This is a genomic window from Streptomyces sp. HSS9-12 (assembly GCF_054963655.1).
The window spans coordinates 12,574-29,559 of the sequence record NZ_JBUEGC010000066.1 but is presented as its reverse complement, the minus strand read 5'-3'; the positions used below and the strand labels follow the sequence as shown (position 1 = coordinate 29,559).

Annotated in this window: 17 protein-coding genes; 9 read left to right on the top strand and 8 right to left on the bottom strand. The window is 71.8% G+C overall.

Annotation, left to right across the window (positions count from 1 at the left end):
- Together ACY34J_RS26300 and ACY34J_RS26295 are read left to right on the top strand one after the other, a co-directional pair.
- Positions 1–549 (top strand): SPDY domain-containing protein (locus ACY34J_RS26300; protein WP_462761979.1); only part of this gene is annotated, 549 nt, incomplete at its 5' end.
- Positions 550–583: 34 nt separating this feature from the next.
- Positions 584–1,072, top strand: coding sequence for a hypothetical protein (locus ACY34J_RS26295; protein WP_462729091.1), 489 nt, complete (start codon positions 584–586; stop codon positions 1,070–1,072).
- 4 nt (positions 1,073–1,076) lie between these two features.
- Here ACY34J_RS26295 and ACY34J_RS26290 read toward each other — a convergent pair whose 3' ends face one another.
- Entirely contained in the window at positions 1,077–1,343 is a 267-nt protein-coding gene (locus ACY34J_RS26290) for a hypothetical protein (RefSeq protein WP_462729092.1), read from the bottom strand.
- Between the two features lie 217 nt (positions 1,344–1,560).
- Between ACY34J_RS26290 and ACY34J_RS26285 the strand changes: the two genes are divergently transcribed.
- From ACY34J_RS26285 to ACY34J_RS26260, 6 genes are all read left to right on the top strand, one after another.
- On the top strand, positions 1,561–1,848 hold the full coding sequence (locus ACY34J_RS26285) for an SPDY domain-containing protein (RefSeq protein ID WP_462729093.1): 288 nt from the start codon (positions 1,561–1,563) through the stop codon (positions 1,846–1,848).
- Positions 1,849–1,954: 106 nt separating this feature from the next.
- On the top strand, positions 1,955–2,227 hold the full coding sequence (locus ACY34J_RS26280; RefSeq protein ID WP_462729094.1) for a hypothetical protein: 273 nt from the start codon (positions 1,955–1,957) through the stop codon (positions 2,225–2,227).
- Between the two features lie 52 nt (positions 2,228–2,279).
- Positions 2,280–2,492: a hypothetical protein gene (locus ACY34J_RS26275; protein ID WP_462729095.1), complete on the top strand. Its 213-nt coding sequence runs from the start codon at positions 2,280–2,282 to the stop codon at positions 2,490–2,492.
- 92 nt (positions 2,493–2,584) lie between these two features.
- Entirely contained in the window at positions 2,585–2,914 is a 330-nt protein-coding gene (locus ACY34J_RS26270) for an esterase (protein WP_462729096.1), read from the top strand.
- A 109-nt stretch (positions 2,915–3,023) separates the two neighbouring features.
- Complete coding sequence (locus tag ACY34J_RS26265; RefSeq protein WP_462729097.1) at positions 3,024–3,260, top strand: MarR family transcriptional regulator; 237 nt, start codon at positions 3,024–3,026, stop codon at positions 3,258–3,260.
- Positions 3,261–3,292: 32 nt separating this feature from the next.
- A complete protein-coding gene (locus ACY34J_RS26260) occupies positions 3,293–3,526 on the top strand; it encodes a hypothetical protein (RefSeq protein WP_462729098.1) in 234 nt (77 codons plus the stop codon).
- Between the two features lie 6 nt (positions 3,527–3,532).
- Here ACY34J_RS26260 and ACY34J_RS26255 read toward each other — a convergent pair whose 3' ends face one another.
- From ACY34J_RS26255 to ACY34J_RS26245, 3 genes are all read right to left on the bottom strand, one after another.
- The gene (locus tag ACY34J_RS26255; RefSeq protein WP_462729113.1) at positions 3,533–3,928 is read right to left on the bottom strand and encodes a DUF6236 family protein; all 396 of its coding nucleotides are present in this window, start codon (positions 3,926–3,928) and stop codon (positions 3,533–3,535) included.
- 405 nt (positions 3,929–4,333) lie between these two features.
- Positions 4,334–8,944: a tetratricopeptide repeat protein gene (locus ACY34J_RS26250; protein WP_462729099.1), complete on the bottom strand. Its 4,611-nt coding sequence runs from the start codon at positions 8,942–8,944 to the stop codon at positions 4,334–4,336.
- 6 nt (positions 8,945–8,950) lie between these two features.
- Complete coding sequence (locus tag ACY34J_RS26245; protein WP_462729100.1) at positions 8,951–9,298, bottom strand: CU044_2847 family protein; 348 nt, start codon at positions 9,296–9,298, stop codon at positions 8,951–8,953.
- 218 nt (positions 9,299–9,516) lie between these two features.
- On the opposite strand from ACY34J_RS26245, the gene ACY34J_RS26240 reads away from it, so the two are divergent.
- Positions 9,517–10,461, top strand: a complete 945-nt coding sequence (locus ACY34J_RS26240; RefSeq protein ID WP_462729101.1) for a hypothetical protein — start codon at positions 9,517–9,519, stop codon at positions 10,459–10,461.
- A gap of 11 nt (positions 10,462–10,472) precedes the next feature.
- Here the strand turns inward: ACY34J_RS26240 and ACY34J_RS26235 are convergent, their stop codons facing one another.
- The 4 genes from ACY34J_RS26235 to ACY34J_RS26220 are packed head-to-tail and all read right to left on the bottom strand — an operon-like array spanning position 10,473 to position 16,913.
- Positions 10,473–13,097: an AAA family ATPase gene (locus ACY34J_RS26235; RefSeq protein WP_462729102.1), complete on the bottom strand. Its 2,625-nt coding sequence runs from the start codon at positions 13,095–13,097 to the stop codon at positions 10,473–10,475.
- The gene (locus ACY34J_RS26230) at positions 13,094–14,467 is read right to left on the bottom strand and encodes a hypothetical protein (protein ID WP_462729103.1); all 1,374 of its coding nucleotides are present in this window, start codon (positions 14,465–14,467) and stop codon (positions 13,094–13,096) included. The genes ACY34J_RS26235 and ACY34J_RS26230 overlap by 4 nt, the downstream gene beginning before the upstream one ends.
- A 2-nt stretch (positions 14,468–14,469) precedes the next feature.
- Positions 14,470–15,171: a 4Fe-4S single cluster domain-containing protein gene (locus ACY34J_RS26225; protein ID WP_462729104.1), complete on the bottom strand. Its 702-nt coding sequence runs from the start codon at positions 15,169–15,171 to the stop codon at positions 14,470–14,472.
- Positions 15,168–16,913, bottom strand: a complete 1,746-nt coding sequence (locus ACY34J_RS26220) for a vWA domain-containing protein (protein WP_462729105.1) — start codon at positions 16,911–16,913, stop codon at positions 15,168–15,170. Before ACY34J_RS26220 ends, ACY34J_RS26225 begins: the two co-directional genes overlap by 4 nt.
- Positions 16,914–16,986: the final 73 nt, after the last annotated feature.

Sequence of the window (16,986 nt, the reverse complement as noted above, 5' to 3'; positions counted from 1 at the left end):
CCCGTCACCCTTCGTTACCACCGATTACGGGACAGAGCCGTTAAATTGACACACCCCGACTTGGCGGCACTCGACGTCGGCACACCGCTTGCGGCAGCAGGCTGGAGCCACCGCTACGGCGCGGCCGACGTCTCCTTCCAGTCTCCGGACGGCCTGGCCGAGGTCCACCTGCGCCGCAACCGCCTCGGCCACGCCGCCGAGATGACGGGCCATCAAGAGCGCTGGCTCATGTTGGCCGGACCGCCTGGAAACCAGTGGTACGCCACCGCCTCATCCTTCACCCCGGAGGGCCTGGTGGTCGCGATGAACACCGCGCTCACTGATCCGGCACCGGTCATCCGCTACGGCGGCGACTTGCGCCGCCTTCCGCCGCAGGCAACGGCGACCCCGGTCAAGCCCCCGGTGCCGACTCCTCTGGATGTCCGCCGTGCCCAGGTTGCCAACTCGCGTTCCACCGTGGTGCCTTCGCATGCCGGCGCACGGCCGTTCATCCCGGCACCGCGCCCGTCGTCGGCTCCGCAGGTCCCGCGCCCGGGGCACAGCCGCTGACCACCGTTCCCCTTCTCACCCTCCGGAGCCACCCGTGTCCGACGCCACTGCCCTAAACCAGGCCGACGTGATGATCGAGAAAGCCTGGGGCCATCCCATCGACGCGCTGGAAACCCTCGCGGTCCGCCGCCCCGTCGAGGACCTGCTCTTGCGCTCGGCGATGCATATCCGATCGAGCCTCGTCGTCTCGAACAACGCGGTCGCCGTCCACCAGGAACGCTTGTACGCCCTCACCCGGCCTGGCCATGTGCCGGCCTTCTACGACCTGGAGCGAATCACGAGCTCGGCGGCGAACCTGCGGGTCGCGCAGGCCGAGAGCCGCACGGCCCTGCAGGCGATCAGCCACGTTATCGAGGCCCGCGAAGCCGCCGTGGCCGCGGACCGGGCACCGTCGCTCCGCCTGGCCCAGGCCGCTGTCGCCCGCTCCGCGCACGCACCGCGCGCCTTGGGCCAACCACCGGACCAGCCCGCCCCGTCGGCCGCTGTCGGCCCGACGGTGGCCGCGACCGGGCCCCGGCGGTAACCGGTCAGTCCGCGTCTTCGTCGCGGTGGGCGTCCCCGAACCGGGAGCCCATCGCGCGGGCCAACTCCTGCACCGTCAGCTCGACGCGCCGCCCGTCCGCGATCCGGTGCTCCACCACGGCTTCCCCGTCACGCTGCCTCCCGGCCTGGGTGTCCACGGCCCACTGGCCGTCGGCCACCATCGCAATGTCGCCGACCGTCCACGGCCGCCCGGCGCTGCGGATCTTGCGCTCCAGCCCGGCACCGTTCCAGTGCCTGCTCGACTCGGCCACGCCTTCCCCCTTCGGCTTCGTACGGCCTTGCACCGCAGCCCAGTTACGACAACTGGCCGCGCCAATCCATTCCCCCGCCCGCCGGTCTCTCACCCTCGGCGGCCAGTTCGCCCACGGCAGACAGAACCTTCCCGGAAACGACTACGTACTTCGGCACACTGCATGTCAACGTACGGGCGTCGGGAAAACCGCAGGTCAACGAAGGGATCACCCACTCGTGAACGCCTCCAGCACCCTCCTGCCCGCTGTCGTCCGCCCCGCCGTGGAGGAGCGCGCCTGGCTCTCCAGCGACCACTGCGCGGGCCCAGTGCTCGAACTGCTCGGCGCCCGCGTCTACGTCGGCTGGCTCCCCGAGGACACCTCCGCCTGGAAGCGCGGCATCGTCTGGCAGGTCCGGGGCATCCCCGCCGACGCCGAGCCCTGGGTCCAGGAGTTCGGCCCCTACACCCCCTCCGAGGCCGTTGCCGGTTTCCTCGCCGCGCTCATCGCCAACCCCAGCCGCTGAACCGCCCGGCAGCCGGTCTCCCTCCGGACCGCCGCACGCACCGCCTCGCCGCCGGTCGGCTCGCGTGCCGGGGCGACCGGCCCCGACCAGATCGAGAGGATTCCCCTTGACCCACCGCGCGCCGCTGACCAACCACCACGCCGACGGCACCGACTGCCCGGCCGAGCACAAGCACACCAGCTCCGGCAAGCCGCTCCACCCCGACTGCCCCGGCCGCGCCTATACCCAGGCCATCTGCTCGTGCGGCGACTGGCAGATGACGAGCCCCGGCAAGGGCTACGTCAACGAGTGCCGCAGGAGGCACCTTGCCAGCCACCCCAAGCCGGACTCGACCGGCGCGAAGGTGCTGCGCGGCCTGCTCCGCCTCGACGCCCGCTGACGCTCGACCACCAACACCGCTTCACCCGCCCATCCCGCTCTCGGAGGTTCCCGTGCCCCACTACCTGACCGTCGGCCACCTGCTCCGCCAACTTCAGAACCTCGACCCCGACCTGCCGATCCGCCTGGCCGTCAACCCCGACTGGCCCTTCGCGCACTACCTCGGCACCGACGTCGTCGTGGGCGACGGCATGGCGTTCATCGCCGATGACGGCCAGGAGGGCTACCTCCCGACAGCTGTCCGTGATGCCCTCGCCTGGGCCTGACCCGCCGTACCGATCCCGTCCAGGAGGCTCCAATCTCACCGCGACCCCACCCTTTCGCCGCCCGCCCCCTGCACGGCCTCGCCGTGCGGCCCATGCCGTCGGGAGTGCGCGGCGCACTGGTCCAGCGCGTCTCCGCCCTCCCGGAGGGACCGTTCGACGTCTCCTGGCTCCCGGCCGGCACCCCCAGACTCCCGCTCGGCCGTATCCGCCTGCACTGGGAGCCCGCCTCCCGCGCGGGCTGGGACATCACCGCTCACCTCGGCCTGGCCACCACCGAGGTCCTCCTCGCCTACTGGCCCGCCGCCCCCGACAACTGGCCGCGCCTGGTCCGCCCCACCATCCACGAGGTGACCGGCCTGTGCGCCGCCCTCGCGGTCGCCACCGTCGCCCTGGACCTCTCCAACCGCCTCGCCGAGGTCTGACCGCAACCGCAGAAGGCCGCCCCGCGCCGACCGGCAGGGGCGGCCTTGCCGTACGCCCGCCCATCCGGATATTGCGTACGCTCATCACCGACAAACGAGGGAGGACACGATGGCCGACGACCAGCAACTCTGGGGGTATCCGGAGGTCGCCGCCCACCTGGGCATCAGCGTCCGAGCAGCCCGCAGCCGCAAGAGCCGTGGCAGCCTGCCGGAGCCCGACGACACCAGTGTGCCGGACCGGCCGCGCTGGAGGCCCGTTACCATCCAGGGCTGGCAGCCCGTCGGCCGGGGGTTCCGCAGCGACCTGCACGGCATCGCCCAGCACGACGGCACCGCATCCGGCTGACCGGCGGTCGGTCCCGCCCGTAGGCTGCGGCCATGACGACAGACTCGCCGATGCCGTCCCCGCCGTTCCCCTCACCCGACAGCGCCGTGCTCCGGCTGATTGTCGGCAACGCCATCGCATCGGTCCGCAGCGGCGAAGCCTCGGTGGAGGAGGCGATCCTCCACGCAGCCGTCCACGGCTGGTACGAGGGCCATATCCAGGGCGAGGACGAATGCCCCGGCTGCGACTTCCGGGGCGAGCTGCCCAAACACAGCAACCGCGGTTGAGCACGGCTAGATTCCGGAGCCCGCAGCTCGGCCAAGCGTTCGCACGACTCGCCGCACCAGTGTGGTCGGCTTCAAGTTCCGTTCCACCCTGAGCAGGTAGCTGACTGGAGAGCCACCGAGCTGAGCGTCGCGTGCCTCCGCCGTGGCTTGGCGCAGGGTCGCGGCGGCGACCGCGAGGCTGCCTGCGGCGATCGGCACATTGGCTGCACAGCCGCTTGCCGCCGCGGCGAGAGCGGGCAGTTCGAACTTGTAGTTCAGCGCGCTGTAGAAGGTCTTGAGGTTGAGGCCGCTCATGACCTTCCGCAGGTCCTCAAGCGGCAGCGCGATGCTCTCGTCGAACTGCAGTCGAAGGTACTGCTCGAACGCCGCGCGGTCTTCGATGCCGGCCACCTGCTCTCGCAGGTCCGCCGCGGCCTACGGCAGTTGCCAGAAACCGTTGCCTCAGTTCGGCGCCGTGGTCCTCGACAGCCTTCAGGAAGGCGGGGGCGACAGCGCTGCGGCTTCCCTGGGGTTCACGTCGGTGACGAAGTCCAGTTCGTCGCGCAGGGCTCCGCGAGCCTTTCGGGTGCGCGAGGTACTTGGGCAGGCGGGAGGGGTGTGCGACCTGTTGGGTCGGGATGCATGTTCAGAGGAGCCGGACCCTCTTAGCAGGCCGGGCTACGGTGGGTTCAGCGCTTTCGGAGGGCGTTATGGCCGTGGAGCGGCTCGAGTGACAAGGAGTTGGCACCCCGCGAGGCGGCCCTTGTCCAAAGCTGGTGGTACGCGGGACGAGTGGGCCGCCTCGGGGAAGTGGCCAACGTCCGCGCGCTATTCGGGGAGGGTTCCGAGGGCCGCGCGAGCGCGGTCCTGTGCCTGGTCCCTGTCGGGGGCGTCGAGGGCGCGGCGGTACCAGTGGCGAGCCTCTTGCCACTTCTGTTCGGACGAGGCGACATCGCCGAGCAGGGCCAACACCAGTGAGGTCAGGACGGGTTCCGCGGGGTGCGGGGTGTGGGGGTCCGGCGCGGGGGTGCTTTCCGGTGTGGAGCGGACTGCGATTGCGGGGTCGCCTTCCAGGGCGGGTCGGGCATCCGGTGCAGGATTGCCCTCTGGGACGGGGCGGGCGTCTGCAGGCGCTGACAGAATCTCCGCGAGGCGGTCCCAGCGTCCGGTTTCCCGTAGCAGTTGGGCGTACGCGGTCCGCGCCACGGCCTCCGCTTCCGGGTCAGCGGCGGCCAGCACCTGCTCGAAACGGTCGGACGCCTCAGCGTGCCGCCCGGTGACGACCGCGAGTCGGGCGAGCAGCAGCAGGGCCTGCGGGCGCTCCGTGGTCTCCTCGGCCACGGCCAGGGGGAGCAGGGTCTCTTCCGCCTCCTCGGGGCGGCCGAGCTGGGCCAGTGTGCTGCCTAGGTACCGCCGTGCCTGTGGCTCCACGGCGGGGTTGCCCGATGCCACCGCTAGGGAGAGGCGGTCCCGGGCTTCCTCCAGTCTGCGCTGAGCCAGATTGGTCACGCCGAGCAGCAGACCGGCCCTGGGTGCGCTGTCCGGGATGCCCATGTCCAGGGCGGCTTTGAGGAGTTCGGCGGCCATCTCGATCTCCCCGACCTCAAGGAGGTACTCACCACGGTCGAGGTAACTCTCGGCGACGGCCTCCTCTGCGTCGGATCCCGCAGTGTCGGCCAGGAGTCGCCGCGCGGCCGCGTGATCGCCCTGGCGAAGGCGCAGTGTGCCGAGGATCGCCCGCGCCGCTTCGGTGACATCTGACGGCTCCCCGCGGAGGGCCTGCTCCAGGAGTTCCGCGGCCTCTGCCTCGGCCGCGTCCCCGCCGTCGGTCAGAAGCTCTGTGGCCAGGAAGAGCCGGGCCGCGTCGGACGACCGTGGAACATCGGCGACCACGGCGGATCTCAGCAGCCGGAGTCCCTCCGACCGGTCGCCCTCGGCGACCCGGACCTGGCCGAGCAGGGACTGGGCCCAGGTGGCGAGCGCGGGATGAGGCGCGTCCATGGCCTCGATGAGCAGTTCCGCCACGGCCGCGAAGCCTTGCGGCTGGTCCGGGTCGACGAAGTCCGACAGCATGAGCGCCAGGTGGATCCGGGCGAGCTGGGACCAGTGCTCATGGCCGGAGTCGATGGCCTGTCGGTAAGCAGCCTCAGCCTCCTCGTACCGTTCCAACAGGGCGAGCAGTTCGCCGAGCAACTCCGCGGCACGTGGGCCCTGTCCGGGGTGTCCGGAGGCCGCGGCCTGCGCGAGCAGCCCGGTGAACGCGGCCACGTTGTCCGGGTCGTCCGGGTCGGCCGTCCCCGCCAGCATGAGCGCCAGGTCGATCCGGGCGAGCTGGGACCAGTGCTCATGGCCGGAGTCGATGGCCTGTCGGTAAGCAGCCTCAGCCTCCTCGTAGCGCTCCGCCCCGGCCAGCAGATCGCCCAGTTGGTCCATGGCACACGGGGCATTCGCCCACGCCCCGTCGGCGACCTCGGTGAGCAGCTGTTGCGCGCGGTCCGTGTCGTCCTGCAGCGCGGCGAGTCCGGCCAGGGCGAGTTGGGCGGCCGACGCCCAGTCCGGGTGGCCGGATGCGACGGCCTGGTCCAGCCGGTACTCCGCACGCTCCACTCGCTCGTACGCAACATGCCAGCAGCCCAGGACATGGGCGGCGCGCGGCGCATGGGCCGGATGGCCCGACCGGACCACTTCGCGCAGCAGCTCGGCGCCCTGCTCCTGGTCCTCGTCCCCGCTCACCAGGAGTCGCCCCAGTGCGACCTGGGCCAGCGGCCACGCCAGCGGTACCGGGGCGTTCAACACGCTCTCGAGTAATGGTCTTGCCTCGCCCCACCGGTTGCAGTCCACGAAGAGGTCACCCAGGTTGGCGCAGGCCAGGGGCGCGGCCAGCGGATGGCCGCCGGCCATCACCTCCCGGAGCAGCTGCTCCGCTTGGTCGAGCTTCCCCTGGTTGACCAGCAGCCAGCTCATGTTCGTCCGGGCGAACTCCGTGATCGGCGCGGTCACCGAGGCGTCCATGGTGCGGGAGAGCGTCCAGGGGCCGGTGTCCGGGATCGGCAGATCGCTGGCGCGGGCCGCGCGGGTCCGCAGCAGTTCGGGCCCACTGGCTGCCGGGCCCTGCTTCCGAGTACTGCCCAGGGAGGCGGGAGCACCCTCGTCGGCGAGCATCCCGCCGAGCCGGGCCTGCGCCAAGCCGGCCACCTCGTCGTCGCCCGCGGCCAGCACGTCGTCCAGAAGCGACAGGGCCCGTTCGTGCTTGCCCTGCAAGATCAGCAGCCCGGAGAAGTACACCCGGGCGAGCAATGCGAGCTGCCGGTTGCGGCAGCCCATCGCCGCCTGCAGGAGCCGGCTGGCCCGTATCCGGTCACTGGCCACCAACACCGCGCCGAGTTCGACCTGAGCCAGCGGCACAACCTCCGGGACCCCGGACTCGAGGGCCGCCTCCAGAGACTCCATTCCCTGCGCGAACTCACCTCGGGCGAGTTCGAGTTGCCCGAGCATGACCGCTGCCCATGCTGCATCGTCCGAGTCCTCGCCGACCTGCCGGACCCGGCGCAGCGCGGCCACGGCCACTTCCAGCTCGTCGCGTGCGACCGCGGTGACGGCGACCGTGAGCAGGTCGGTGCTCAGGGCCGCCGTCGCTCCGGGGGCCTCGGCGCGGCCGGTGCCGCCGGAAGCGCTGCCGTTCAGGGCGAGCTGCCAGGCGAAGCCCGGTACCGCCGCGCCGGGGTCGTCGGTCCTGGCATCCAGATAGTCGGATACATACGGGAAGACGGTGTACATCCGCTGCGCGGGCCCGTCGCCCGGCGTGGCGTCTTCGGCGTCCGCCTGGACCGTGGGCCCGTCTGGATGGAGCAGGGCGATCTGACCGGCGACGGGCTCGCGCGCCCATGCGAGTCCGGCTCGGAACGCTGCCTCGTCCGCGTCCAGTGACGGATGCGCGTCGCTCAAGTACCCGCGGAACAACCGGAACAGGGCGTCCTCGGGCACTGCCCCGCGCAGGCCCATCCGCCACCGGTCCGCCGCCGCCCGGGTCACCGCCCACCCCGCCGGACAGCTGTCGAAGCCGTCCGTCAGACGCCGCTCCATCTCGGGCGCGGCCACCAGAACCTGCCCGATGCCCCGCGCCGTGAAGTCCTCTCCCGAATAATGCCGGGCGGCCTCCGCCAACTCCTCATCGGTGAGCCGCTGCGGCAGCTCCACTTGGTGGGCCCGGCGCAGCACGCTGCGGGCGATCCGGCCCTGGTCGTCCGCGCGGTCGAAGAGTGCCTGCCGCTGTATCGAGGTCATGGAGGCGACCACGATGACTGGTTGGTCCTGCCGTGCGAACCGCTCCAAGACCTGGACGTCGAGTCCCCCGGGCCGCAGATAGTGATCAAGTTCGTCCAGCCAGAGGACGACCCGGTCGCCGCCGGCCGGCAGTCGCAGCCGGGACAGATCCCCCGGCGCGGTCCGGTCGGTGGCGGGCACCAGGAGCCGAGCCTGCGGCATCCGGCGGCGCAGCAGTTCGAACAGAGTTCGGGACTTGCCGGACTTCGAAGGGCCGGCGAGCAGCAGCAGCCGTGCGCTGTCCGGTGCGGCCAAAAGCACGCTGTCCAGCGCCCCCTCCAGGAGCGCGTCGGGCTCGCAGCGCCCGACATACGCATCGCTGCGGCCGCCTTCGGTCCGGCGCCCGCTGTATGTGGAGGGGGTCACTCCGATGTGGTACGGATCCACCTCTCCGACGGACGGCAGTTCCCCCGAGAGCGTGAGCGGCAGCGCGAGCCGTGACTCGAGGCGGGCCCGCAGCTTGTCCTCGGCCTGCTCCCGCACCTGTTTGGCCAGCGGGGGCCAGTAGCGGAGCAGCGCCTCGGTCTTGATCGCGTACGCGGTGCCGGTCCCGCCTGTGCCCGAGTCGCCGCTCCGCTCCCGGGCGTTGAGGATGCCGATCACTCCGTCGCCGTCCTCGTCCCACACCGGTGCTCCGGAAAAACCGGGTTCCGGCGCCCACCCCGCTCGCGGTTCGAGCAGCAGCCACTCCTCGCCCGTATGGTCGACGATCTCGCCGCGCACCGGAACACCACTGCGAGCGTGCTTCTTCGGGTAGCCGTAGGCACGGAATCGGTGGTGCCAGATCCCGACCGCTGTGGTGCACAGCGGTGCGGGGCGGGCGCCGGGCGGGGGGTCGCCCGCGAGTTCCAGGATGGCCACATCCCCCGTGCGGGCCTCGGTGGCCGGATGCCAGCCGTCCGGCAGCACGGTCGCCCTGAGCGCCTCGACGTGCCGCACGTGCGGGAACCGGACCCACACCGGTCCGTCCGGCGCTTCCTCGGCCCGTCCGATCACATGGGCGCAGGTGAGGATATGACGTGGCCCGCACATCACGCCGACGCCGTGCGCAGACCCGTCGGCGGCTTCGCGCCGGATGCTGACCAGCCAGGGCGGCTGTTCCCGGCTGCGGGCCACGGCTCGTCAGTTCCCTGAGCTCGTCGGCTGCGTCGAAGCACTCTCGGGCCGCGTCCAGCGCAGCCGTACGGCCAAGTGCCCTTCCGCCGCGGTCTTCGCGACGACGACACCGGCCTCCGCAGTGAACTTCATACCGAAGTCGATCTCCATTTCCTGCGGAGCGAGGGCACGCGCGGTGTCCACCACCGATCGCAGGGTGGGCAGCGTGGAGTCCAGCGACTCCCGAAGCCGCCGCCGGGCCTCCACGATGCCGTCCTCGCGGCGCGAGATCAGCTCAAGGCTCGGGGTGTCGTCGGCGACTTCCACCACGAGTTCGGAGCCCTCCGGCCCCTCGAAGCGCACCAGCTCGCTCACGGATCCCCCTCCACCCTCGGCCCCTTCCGCACGACAAGGCCCAGACACTGGGTGCGCAGTCTAGATCCGAACCGGCCTGCTTCACAGGCCAATTCGGGTGCGAAGAAGGAGGCGTTCACGCCATCGAAAGGGGGTACGGGCAAGTGCGCCAACTGTTCCGGAACTTCGGCGCTACGCTGCCTCGGACAGCGGTGTGAACAGGGAAGCGGGGGGCGCGGATGCCGGCTACGGACGACCCCGGTGCGCTTGGGGACGGTTCCGGTGCTCAAGCAGCCCTTGAGGCGCTCGGAGCCTCACTACGTTGTGCGGCGGCGGCGCTCGCGGAGATACGGGATGACGACGGCGTCGCCGCACTTGAGGGGCTCTTCGGTCTGTTCGACGCGCTGGAGGAGGTCCCTGCGCTGGCCGCCGGGGTTCCTCGTCTCGTGACAGCCGCCCGGCCCGGACAGCGGCTGGCGGAGCAGTTGGACAGGCAGCTTGCCGAGCTCGCCGCGCTCCATGGACAGGTGCAGGACGACCGAACGGCTCTGAAACGGCTTGCCGACACCGAGGACGAGCTTCACCAACGCCTCGCTGAACACGCGGAGTTGCGGGAGCGCATCGAGGAGCTGCGCCGCCTCGAACGCCTGGTGGAAGCGCTGGACGCGCTGAGCGGACAGCAGCAGGTGGTGGACGAGCGCCTGGAGGTGCTGCGCTCCCGGGACACCTCTGCCGAGCAGGATCTGGCCGCGGGCTGCGGAGCGTTGGTGCGGCTCAGCGAGGATCAGCTGGACGCGCTCGGTCCGCAGACCCGAGAAGCGGTGCGCCTGGCCGAGGAGAGCGACGAGCGGCTCACCGCGAAGAAGCGGGAGCTGGCCCGGGTCACCGCTGAGCTGGATGAGTCGCACCAGAACCTCGAAGCGGTCCGTGCCGAGCTAGGGGGGCGGATTCCGGAGTGGGAGCGTTACGCGCGGGCGAACCGGGAGTTGGCGGAGGCGTTGACCGCTTGGGAGGGCGACGACATCGGCGACCGTCGCGGGGACCGGCTCGCCAGAGGCAGGACGGCGCTTGAGCGCGCGCGCCGCGTCGCCGCCGATGTGGAGCAGCGCCTCGCCGACATCGATCGCGTGCTGCGGGAGGCGCTGGAGCAGAGGGACCGATCCGCGAACGCCGGACGGGCCTGATCTTCCGGCGATCAGCGTCCAGGGGGCGGGACATCGTCGGCGGTGAACGTGGAGTGGTCGGTGGCGTTCGGGTCGGTTCGGAGGCGGCGGGCGAGTCGGGCCTCCATGGCGGGGATGAGGCGGCGTACCTCGCGGGCGTTGCCGAACCCGTGGGGGTTGGCGCGACGTCGCTCGTCGAACCACGGCCCGGCCCGCCCGGCGGCCTGAGGTGTGAGGATGTAGCCCTGGGCCACAGCACTTCGGCGCAGAATCTCGACGAGCTCCTCGGTGGTGTACGGCCGAAACTCCACGCGATGCGTGAAGCGGGAGGCCAGGCCGCTGTTGCTGTCGAGGAACGCGTCCATTTCACGTGGATAGCCCGCGGCGATCACGGAGAGCCGGTCGTTCCGGTTCTCCATCTCGCTAACCAGAGTGTCCACGGCCTCCTTGCCGAAGTCGGCGCCCTGGATGCCGGAACCGGCCGTCAGGCTGTATGCCTCGTCGATGAAGAGCACCCCGTCAAGGGCCTTGTACACGGCTTCGCGGACCCGGGGCGCGGTCTGGCCGACGTACTCAGCGACCAGGTCGGCGCGTGTGGTCTCGACGAGATGGCCCGTGCGCAGTAGTCCGAGGTCGCGGAGCATCCTGCCGGTGGCCCGCGCCGCGGTGGTCTTGCCGGTGCCGGGCGGCCCGATGAACAGGAGATTCGGGGGCGCGGGCAGACTCATGCCGCGGGCCTGGCGGAGCCGGATGACCTCGGCAAGGTCGATGAGCGTCTCGCGCACCGAGTCGAGGCCGACCATGTTGTCCAACTCGGACAGCAGGGTGGCGTTCTCGGGGGCGGGCCGGGACAGGAGGGTGCGGTACTTGTCCGGCAGGTCTTCGACGGTGAGTGGTTGCTCGGTGTCGCCGTCGATCCGGTTGGCCCACTCGGCGAAGATCTTCGAGCCGAGGTCGCGCATGGTGCCGGCGTTGCCGAAATCGGGGCGGCGCGTGACGTACAGCTCGGTGGCGACCTGCAGCAGCTGATCGGCCAGCGGCTCGTCCCAGCGCAGGCCGCGATCTGCCAAGAACTGCAGCAGGATGGCGTGCAGCACGTCCGGCGGGTAGTCGTGAAAGGGGATGCGCTCGCCGAACCGGCGGACGAGGCCGAGGTCGGCGGCCAGGAACTCGTCGATCTTGTCCGGGTATCCGGCCGCGATCACCACAAGCCGGTGGCGGTCGTTCTCCATTCGGGTCAGCAGGGCCCGGATGACCTCCGGGAGGAAGCTGGCGCCCTCGCCGCTCAGGCCGTGCACTTCGTCGAGGAACAGCACCCCGTCCAAGGCCTGATCCAGCACGGAGTTGGCGAGCGCGGCGGTCTGTCCGACATAGCCGGCGGTCAGGTCCTCGAGCTTGGTCTCCACCACATGGCCGCGGCTCAGCACACCCAGTTCCCGGTACATCTCGCCGACGAGCCGGGCCACCGTGGTCTTCCCGGTACCGGGCGAACCGGCGAACAGCAGGTGGGGTGAGGCCGTTTCGGCGCCCGTGCCGCGCCCCTGGGCGCGCAGCAGCCGTTCGGCGGCCATCCGCTTGCGCAACCGTTCCAGATGGATCTTCACCTCTTCCAGGCCTTGCAGGTCGGCCAGCCGCTCGTGGGCCGGGCGCGCGTGCCGGCTGCCGGGCGCCCCCGCCCCTGGACTGCCGGAGCGGGGCAGCCAGCCGCGCTCGGTCAGCTCCTTGCCGCTGAGCGGAGTGTCGCCGAGGGACCGCAGGTGACTGCGCCAGTTCTTCACGGTGAGCGGTTGGGCCGCCATCGCTCGGACCACGGTGTCCAGTTCGCGCCAGTCGCCGATGCGCAGGTCGTGGCGCAGGCGCAATCGCTGGACGAGGCGGTGCAGTTCGGCTTCGTCGGGAAAGCCCACGCGGACGGAGGGCGCGGCCTGTCGGCGCAGCCGGGCGGCCAGACCGGGGTAACGTTGCAGCAACTCGACGTACTCCACACAGGCGTCGAACGTCGGGCGGGCGAAAACCAGGACGACCGGGTGGTCGTAGTCGCCGTGCCGGGCCCAGTCACTGAAGAAGGTGTCCAGCGGGCGGGCGGCGTCGGTGTACCGCAGGGTGCTCTCCGCCTCGGTGAACACCACGGCCGTGCGGTCCGGGGGATTCGCCAGATATCCGGCCAGGGTCATGACGGTGAACGGGTCGGAGAGGGCGCGCGGCGGCCCGGGCTCGGCGGGCGAGCCGGTCCGGTCCGCGGCGAAGGAGACGTTCCGTGTCTCGGCGGGCCCGGCGTTCCGCTCCTCTGCGGGCGGGCGGACCACTGCCCGGCCGAGTGGGCCGCGCAGTTTGGGATCGCGCATGAGCTCCGGCCCTGCGGAGCCCGCCGATTCCGTCGGCGTCCGCGACGGCCCGTCGGCCTGGGCGCGGCCGGAGGGCCGGGACCGTGCCTCGGAGTCCGGGTCCAGGAAGTACAGGGGTCGGCGCTGGGAGCTGTAGGCCACATACGCGCAGGACTGGGCGCGCAGCAGATGCCACAGCGCCCTGTCCAGGTTCCGTTCCCGGTAGTCGGTGCCGATGAAGGTGTCGTCCACGCCGGGCCCGTACACCACGGTGAACGGTTCGCCGACGCTCAGCCGCAGGTCGGCGAAGCGGGAGCCGAGCCGATCGGTCATGAGGCGCCGTCGGCCGGGCGCTTGAGCAGCGGCTTGCGGTACCGGTCCAGGTTGAGTGCCTCCGGCTCCGGGACGCCGGGCTCGCTCTCCAGCGCCCCGGTCGGGTGCCCCTCCTCCCCGAGCGCGTGCCGTACCGCCTCGGCCCGGTCCCGGAGTTCACGTTCCGAGGCCGTGTCGTAGTCGTAGGAAAGAACCCGCAGGATCTGCCCGGTCTCGCCGTCCGGGGCGGGCAGGACCTGCACCACGATCTTGTTGCCGTTCGCGTGCTCCAGGACGGCGTGGAACGAGCGACGCTCGTCCTCGTCCTCGTACACGCCGTCCATCAGCTCGTAGGCGCCGATCCGGGAGAGCGTCCCGACCACCGAATCGGCGAGATTCACGCGGAGCTGTGAGGCGAGCATCTGCATGCCGGCCCGGTCCACGACCTCGCCGAGCCGCTCCTCCAGGGTCGCCGCCTCGGCGAGCAGTTCGCGCTGCTCGGCGGCGGTCCGGGCATCGTCCCTGGCCCGGGAGAGCCTCTCGGCCACCTGCCCCCGCAGTTCTTCGAGCTCGCCCTCTGACCAGCGGTCCACATCGAGTTCGACCCCGGGCAGCGGCCGGCCGTCGGGGCCCGTGACCGGCCTGACCTCGTTCTGCGTGATCAGGGTCTCGACCAGGACCAGGGCGTCGGTGGCGGCGTCCTGGGCGAGCCGCCGCTCCAGCTCCCGGTGCTCGATGTCGAGGCGCAGTTCGCTGAGGTCGAGGTAGGCGGCCTGGGCCAGGGAGAGTGCGGCCTCGTGCTGGCCGGCGTCGCTGTTGTGCCGCGCCGTGTCGAGGTTCAGGCGGAGTCGGTCGAGCTTGCCGGGGGCGTGCCGTTCGTGCGGCAGGGTGGTCGCGATGAGATCGGCCATCGTGGCGCCGTCGGCGAGCCAGTCCCGGGCGGCGGCCGCGGCGCGGTCACGGTCCCCGGCCATCTCGTCGAGGCGTCCCGTCAGATCGGCGATGTCGCGGCGGCGCTGGTCGCGTTCGGCGGCGAGTTCGCGTTCCAGGGCCGCGCGCTGTTCCGCGAGCATGGTGCGGGTGTCGCGTTCGAGGCGGTCCGCGGTGCCGCGCAGCTCCTGCTGCAGGCGCTCGGACTGCTCGCGCAGCCTGCGTCCGGTGTCCCGCTCCAGTCGCTGGGTGTGGGCCGCGAGGCCGGAGAGCGCCTCTTCGGTCCGGCGGGCCCGATCCTCCAACTGGGCGCGAGTGCGGGCCTGGTCGGCCTCGGTCTGCCGCCGGACCTCGTCCAGCAGCCTGGGAACGTCGCGCCGGACCTGCTTGAGGTTCTGGGCCGCCCGCTGGGCCCGGTACCACTCGGTCTCGTCCACCAGGATGCGCTTCTTGCCGCTCATGGTCAGTCGTCCTCACCTGGTCGGTTGGCCGCGATCCGCGCCCGGGGGTGCCGGGGCGTCGCGTCGGGGGTCTCGGGAAGGGGCAGCCGCGAACGGGCCTCCTCCACCGCGGAGTCGAAGGCCGCGAGCAGTCCCGGAGGCGGGACTCCGACCAGCAGGGCGGCGGTCCCGTCGACGGTGATCTCGGCGGTACGGGGCCTGCCCGTGAAGTCGTATCCGCATCCGGCGAGCCGGGGCGTGAGGTGGTGGACGCGCTGGTTGCTGCTGCCCCGCAGCCCCTTGCCGTCGTCCAGGCCGGCGACGTACTGGCCGTCGATCAGCACATCCAGGACGCCGAGCAGCTCGGTGACCCCGGGTGCGGGCGGGCGGGATCGCAGCCGGTCCAGGCGGTAGCCGGTGAAGCAGATCACCGAGAGGTCGCGCCGTACGCGGGCCGCGCGCACCAGCGCGGCAAGCCCGGCGGCTTGGGCCATCGGCTCGCCGCCGGAGAGCGTCAGACCCGTCACGCCGGGATCGGCGAGCAACTCCTCGGCCAGCTCGGCAGGATCCACGTGGCGGGCGGCGCGGTCCGGGATCCACTCCGGTGCCAGACAGCCCGCACAGTGGAACGGGCAGCCCTGCACCCACACCACCGACCGGCGTCCCGGCCCCAGGACATGGGTGCCGACCCAGGTGGCGGCGAGGTTGAGGTCGTGGCCGGTCACGGCAGGTCCCCTTCCTTGGGGGCGGGTCGGTCGGGCCGCGCCATCGGTCGCGGCGGGGCGCTGCGCCAGGACCCGTCTTCGTCAGGAGGGAGCGAACCGGGCCGCGGTATCGGCAGGGGGTCGGGCACCCCACCGACTCCCGGTGCCGGCGACGGCTGCGCGTCGAGGTCCTGCCGGTAGGCGAAGCTGATGCCGTTGATCATGACTTCCTCACCCGGTCGGCAGACGGCGTCCGCGCTGCGTGCCGCAGTGCGGTCCGGGCTGTAGCGCAGGTGCAGCGCGATCCCGCGCTGGCCGTCGGCCGCCCGGAAGCGTCGGCCGTACACACGGCCGCTGCCACCGATCTGCGGCGGCGCGAGCGTCAACTGCCGCCCGCGCAGGACGATGTGGTCCTGCGGGCCGTCGCCGAGCGGGGGCGACAGGACCAGTACGCCGCTCAGGACCGCCCGGTTGCGCCGCAGCCACAGCAGCAGGGCCGCGAGGAGGGCCGCGAGTGGAAGGCCGATCAGCAGGGGCAGGGTCAGTGGCGAGCCGACCTCGGCCCGCAGCCGCAGCCCCTTAGCCGGTCCGTCCACCGCTGCCGGCATCTCGAACTTCACGTCGTCGAGCGTGGCCGCCCAGGGCGTCGCGACCTTGCCGTGCACGGTGAGGCCGACCTCGTCCTCCCAGGTCCGCCGGACCGGCGGCCAACCGGAGTCGGGCTCGCCGCGCACCTGGACGTCGAACTGCCGTGCCGCGCCCGGTTTCAGGGACACCTGGTCCGGCAGGCCGGTGACCGTGAGCGGCTGTCCGTCCAGGGTCGCCCTGAGGCCCGTCACGATCAGCGGCAGCCGCTTGGTCGTGGCGGTCAGCGTCAGCGTGGCCGTCGCCCCGCCGTTGTCCAGGTCGAGTGCCTTGGTGGGCGACAACGTGGCCGTGACGCCCTTGCCCGCGTCCTGTGCGATCAGCCGCGCGGCCTTGCGCGCCCGGGCCCGTTCGGCGGCCCGTCCGAGGTACTCGGAGAGGCTCTGTACCGAATCCGGCCGCAGCTCGCTGGTGTCCGGGATGATGCGGGCCAGCTGCGCGGTGCCGGACTCGTCGGTCGAGAGCGGCAGGGAGTAGGCGGCCACGTGTCCGTCGGCGAGCTTGTCGGCCCGGTCCCGCAGCGCGTTCCAGGCCGGCCCGTCGGACTTGGGGTACTTGGAGCTCTTCGGCGGATCGTGCTTGCCGTCGGTGAACATCACCACGGAGCCGACCTCCGCGGCGTCGGGCCGCTCCAGCTCGGCCAGGCCACGGTCCAGGGCGGCTCCGATGTCGGTCTGCACACCCGAGGGACCGGCTTGGGCGGGCAGCCTGCCGATGATGCGCTTCGGGTCGGACGGGTGGCCCAGATAGACCGTCTCGGCCTTGTCCCCGAAGGTGAACAGGGCGACGTAGTCCTGCGGCGACAGGCCCGTCAGGAACGGCAGCAGCGCCGACCGGACCGACGAGTAGCGCCCCTTGCTCAGCATCGAGCCCGAGACGTCCACCAGGACGACGTAGTCGGCGGGAACCTTGTCCAGGCCGAGCTCGGAGTAGATCTCGGAGCGGCTGGGCGCCGATCCGGCCCGGGTCGGATCGGCGGCCGGTCGGGCTACGGCGGGAGTCGTCCCGGACGCTGCGGCGGCCAGGGCCGTGAGTACCAGGGCGGCGAGCCCGGCGACGGCACGGTGGACGGTACGGGCGCGCGTTCGTCCCGGCCTCGGACGTGGTGGCTTGTTCATCGGATGAGAGCTCCTCGGGCACGGCGGGCGGTGGCGACGGGGCAGTGGGGACGGAGAGGAGGGGACGGGGAGG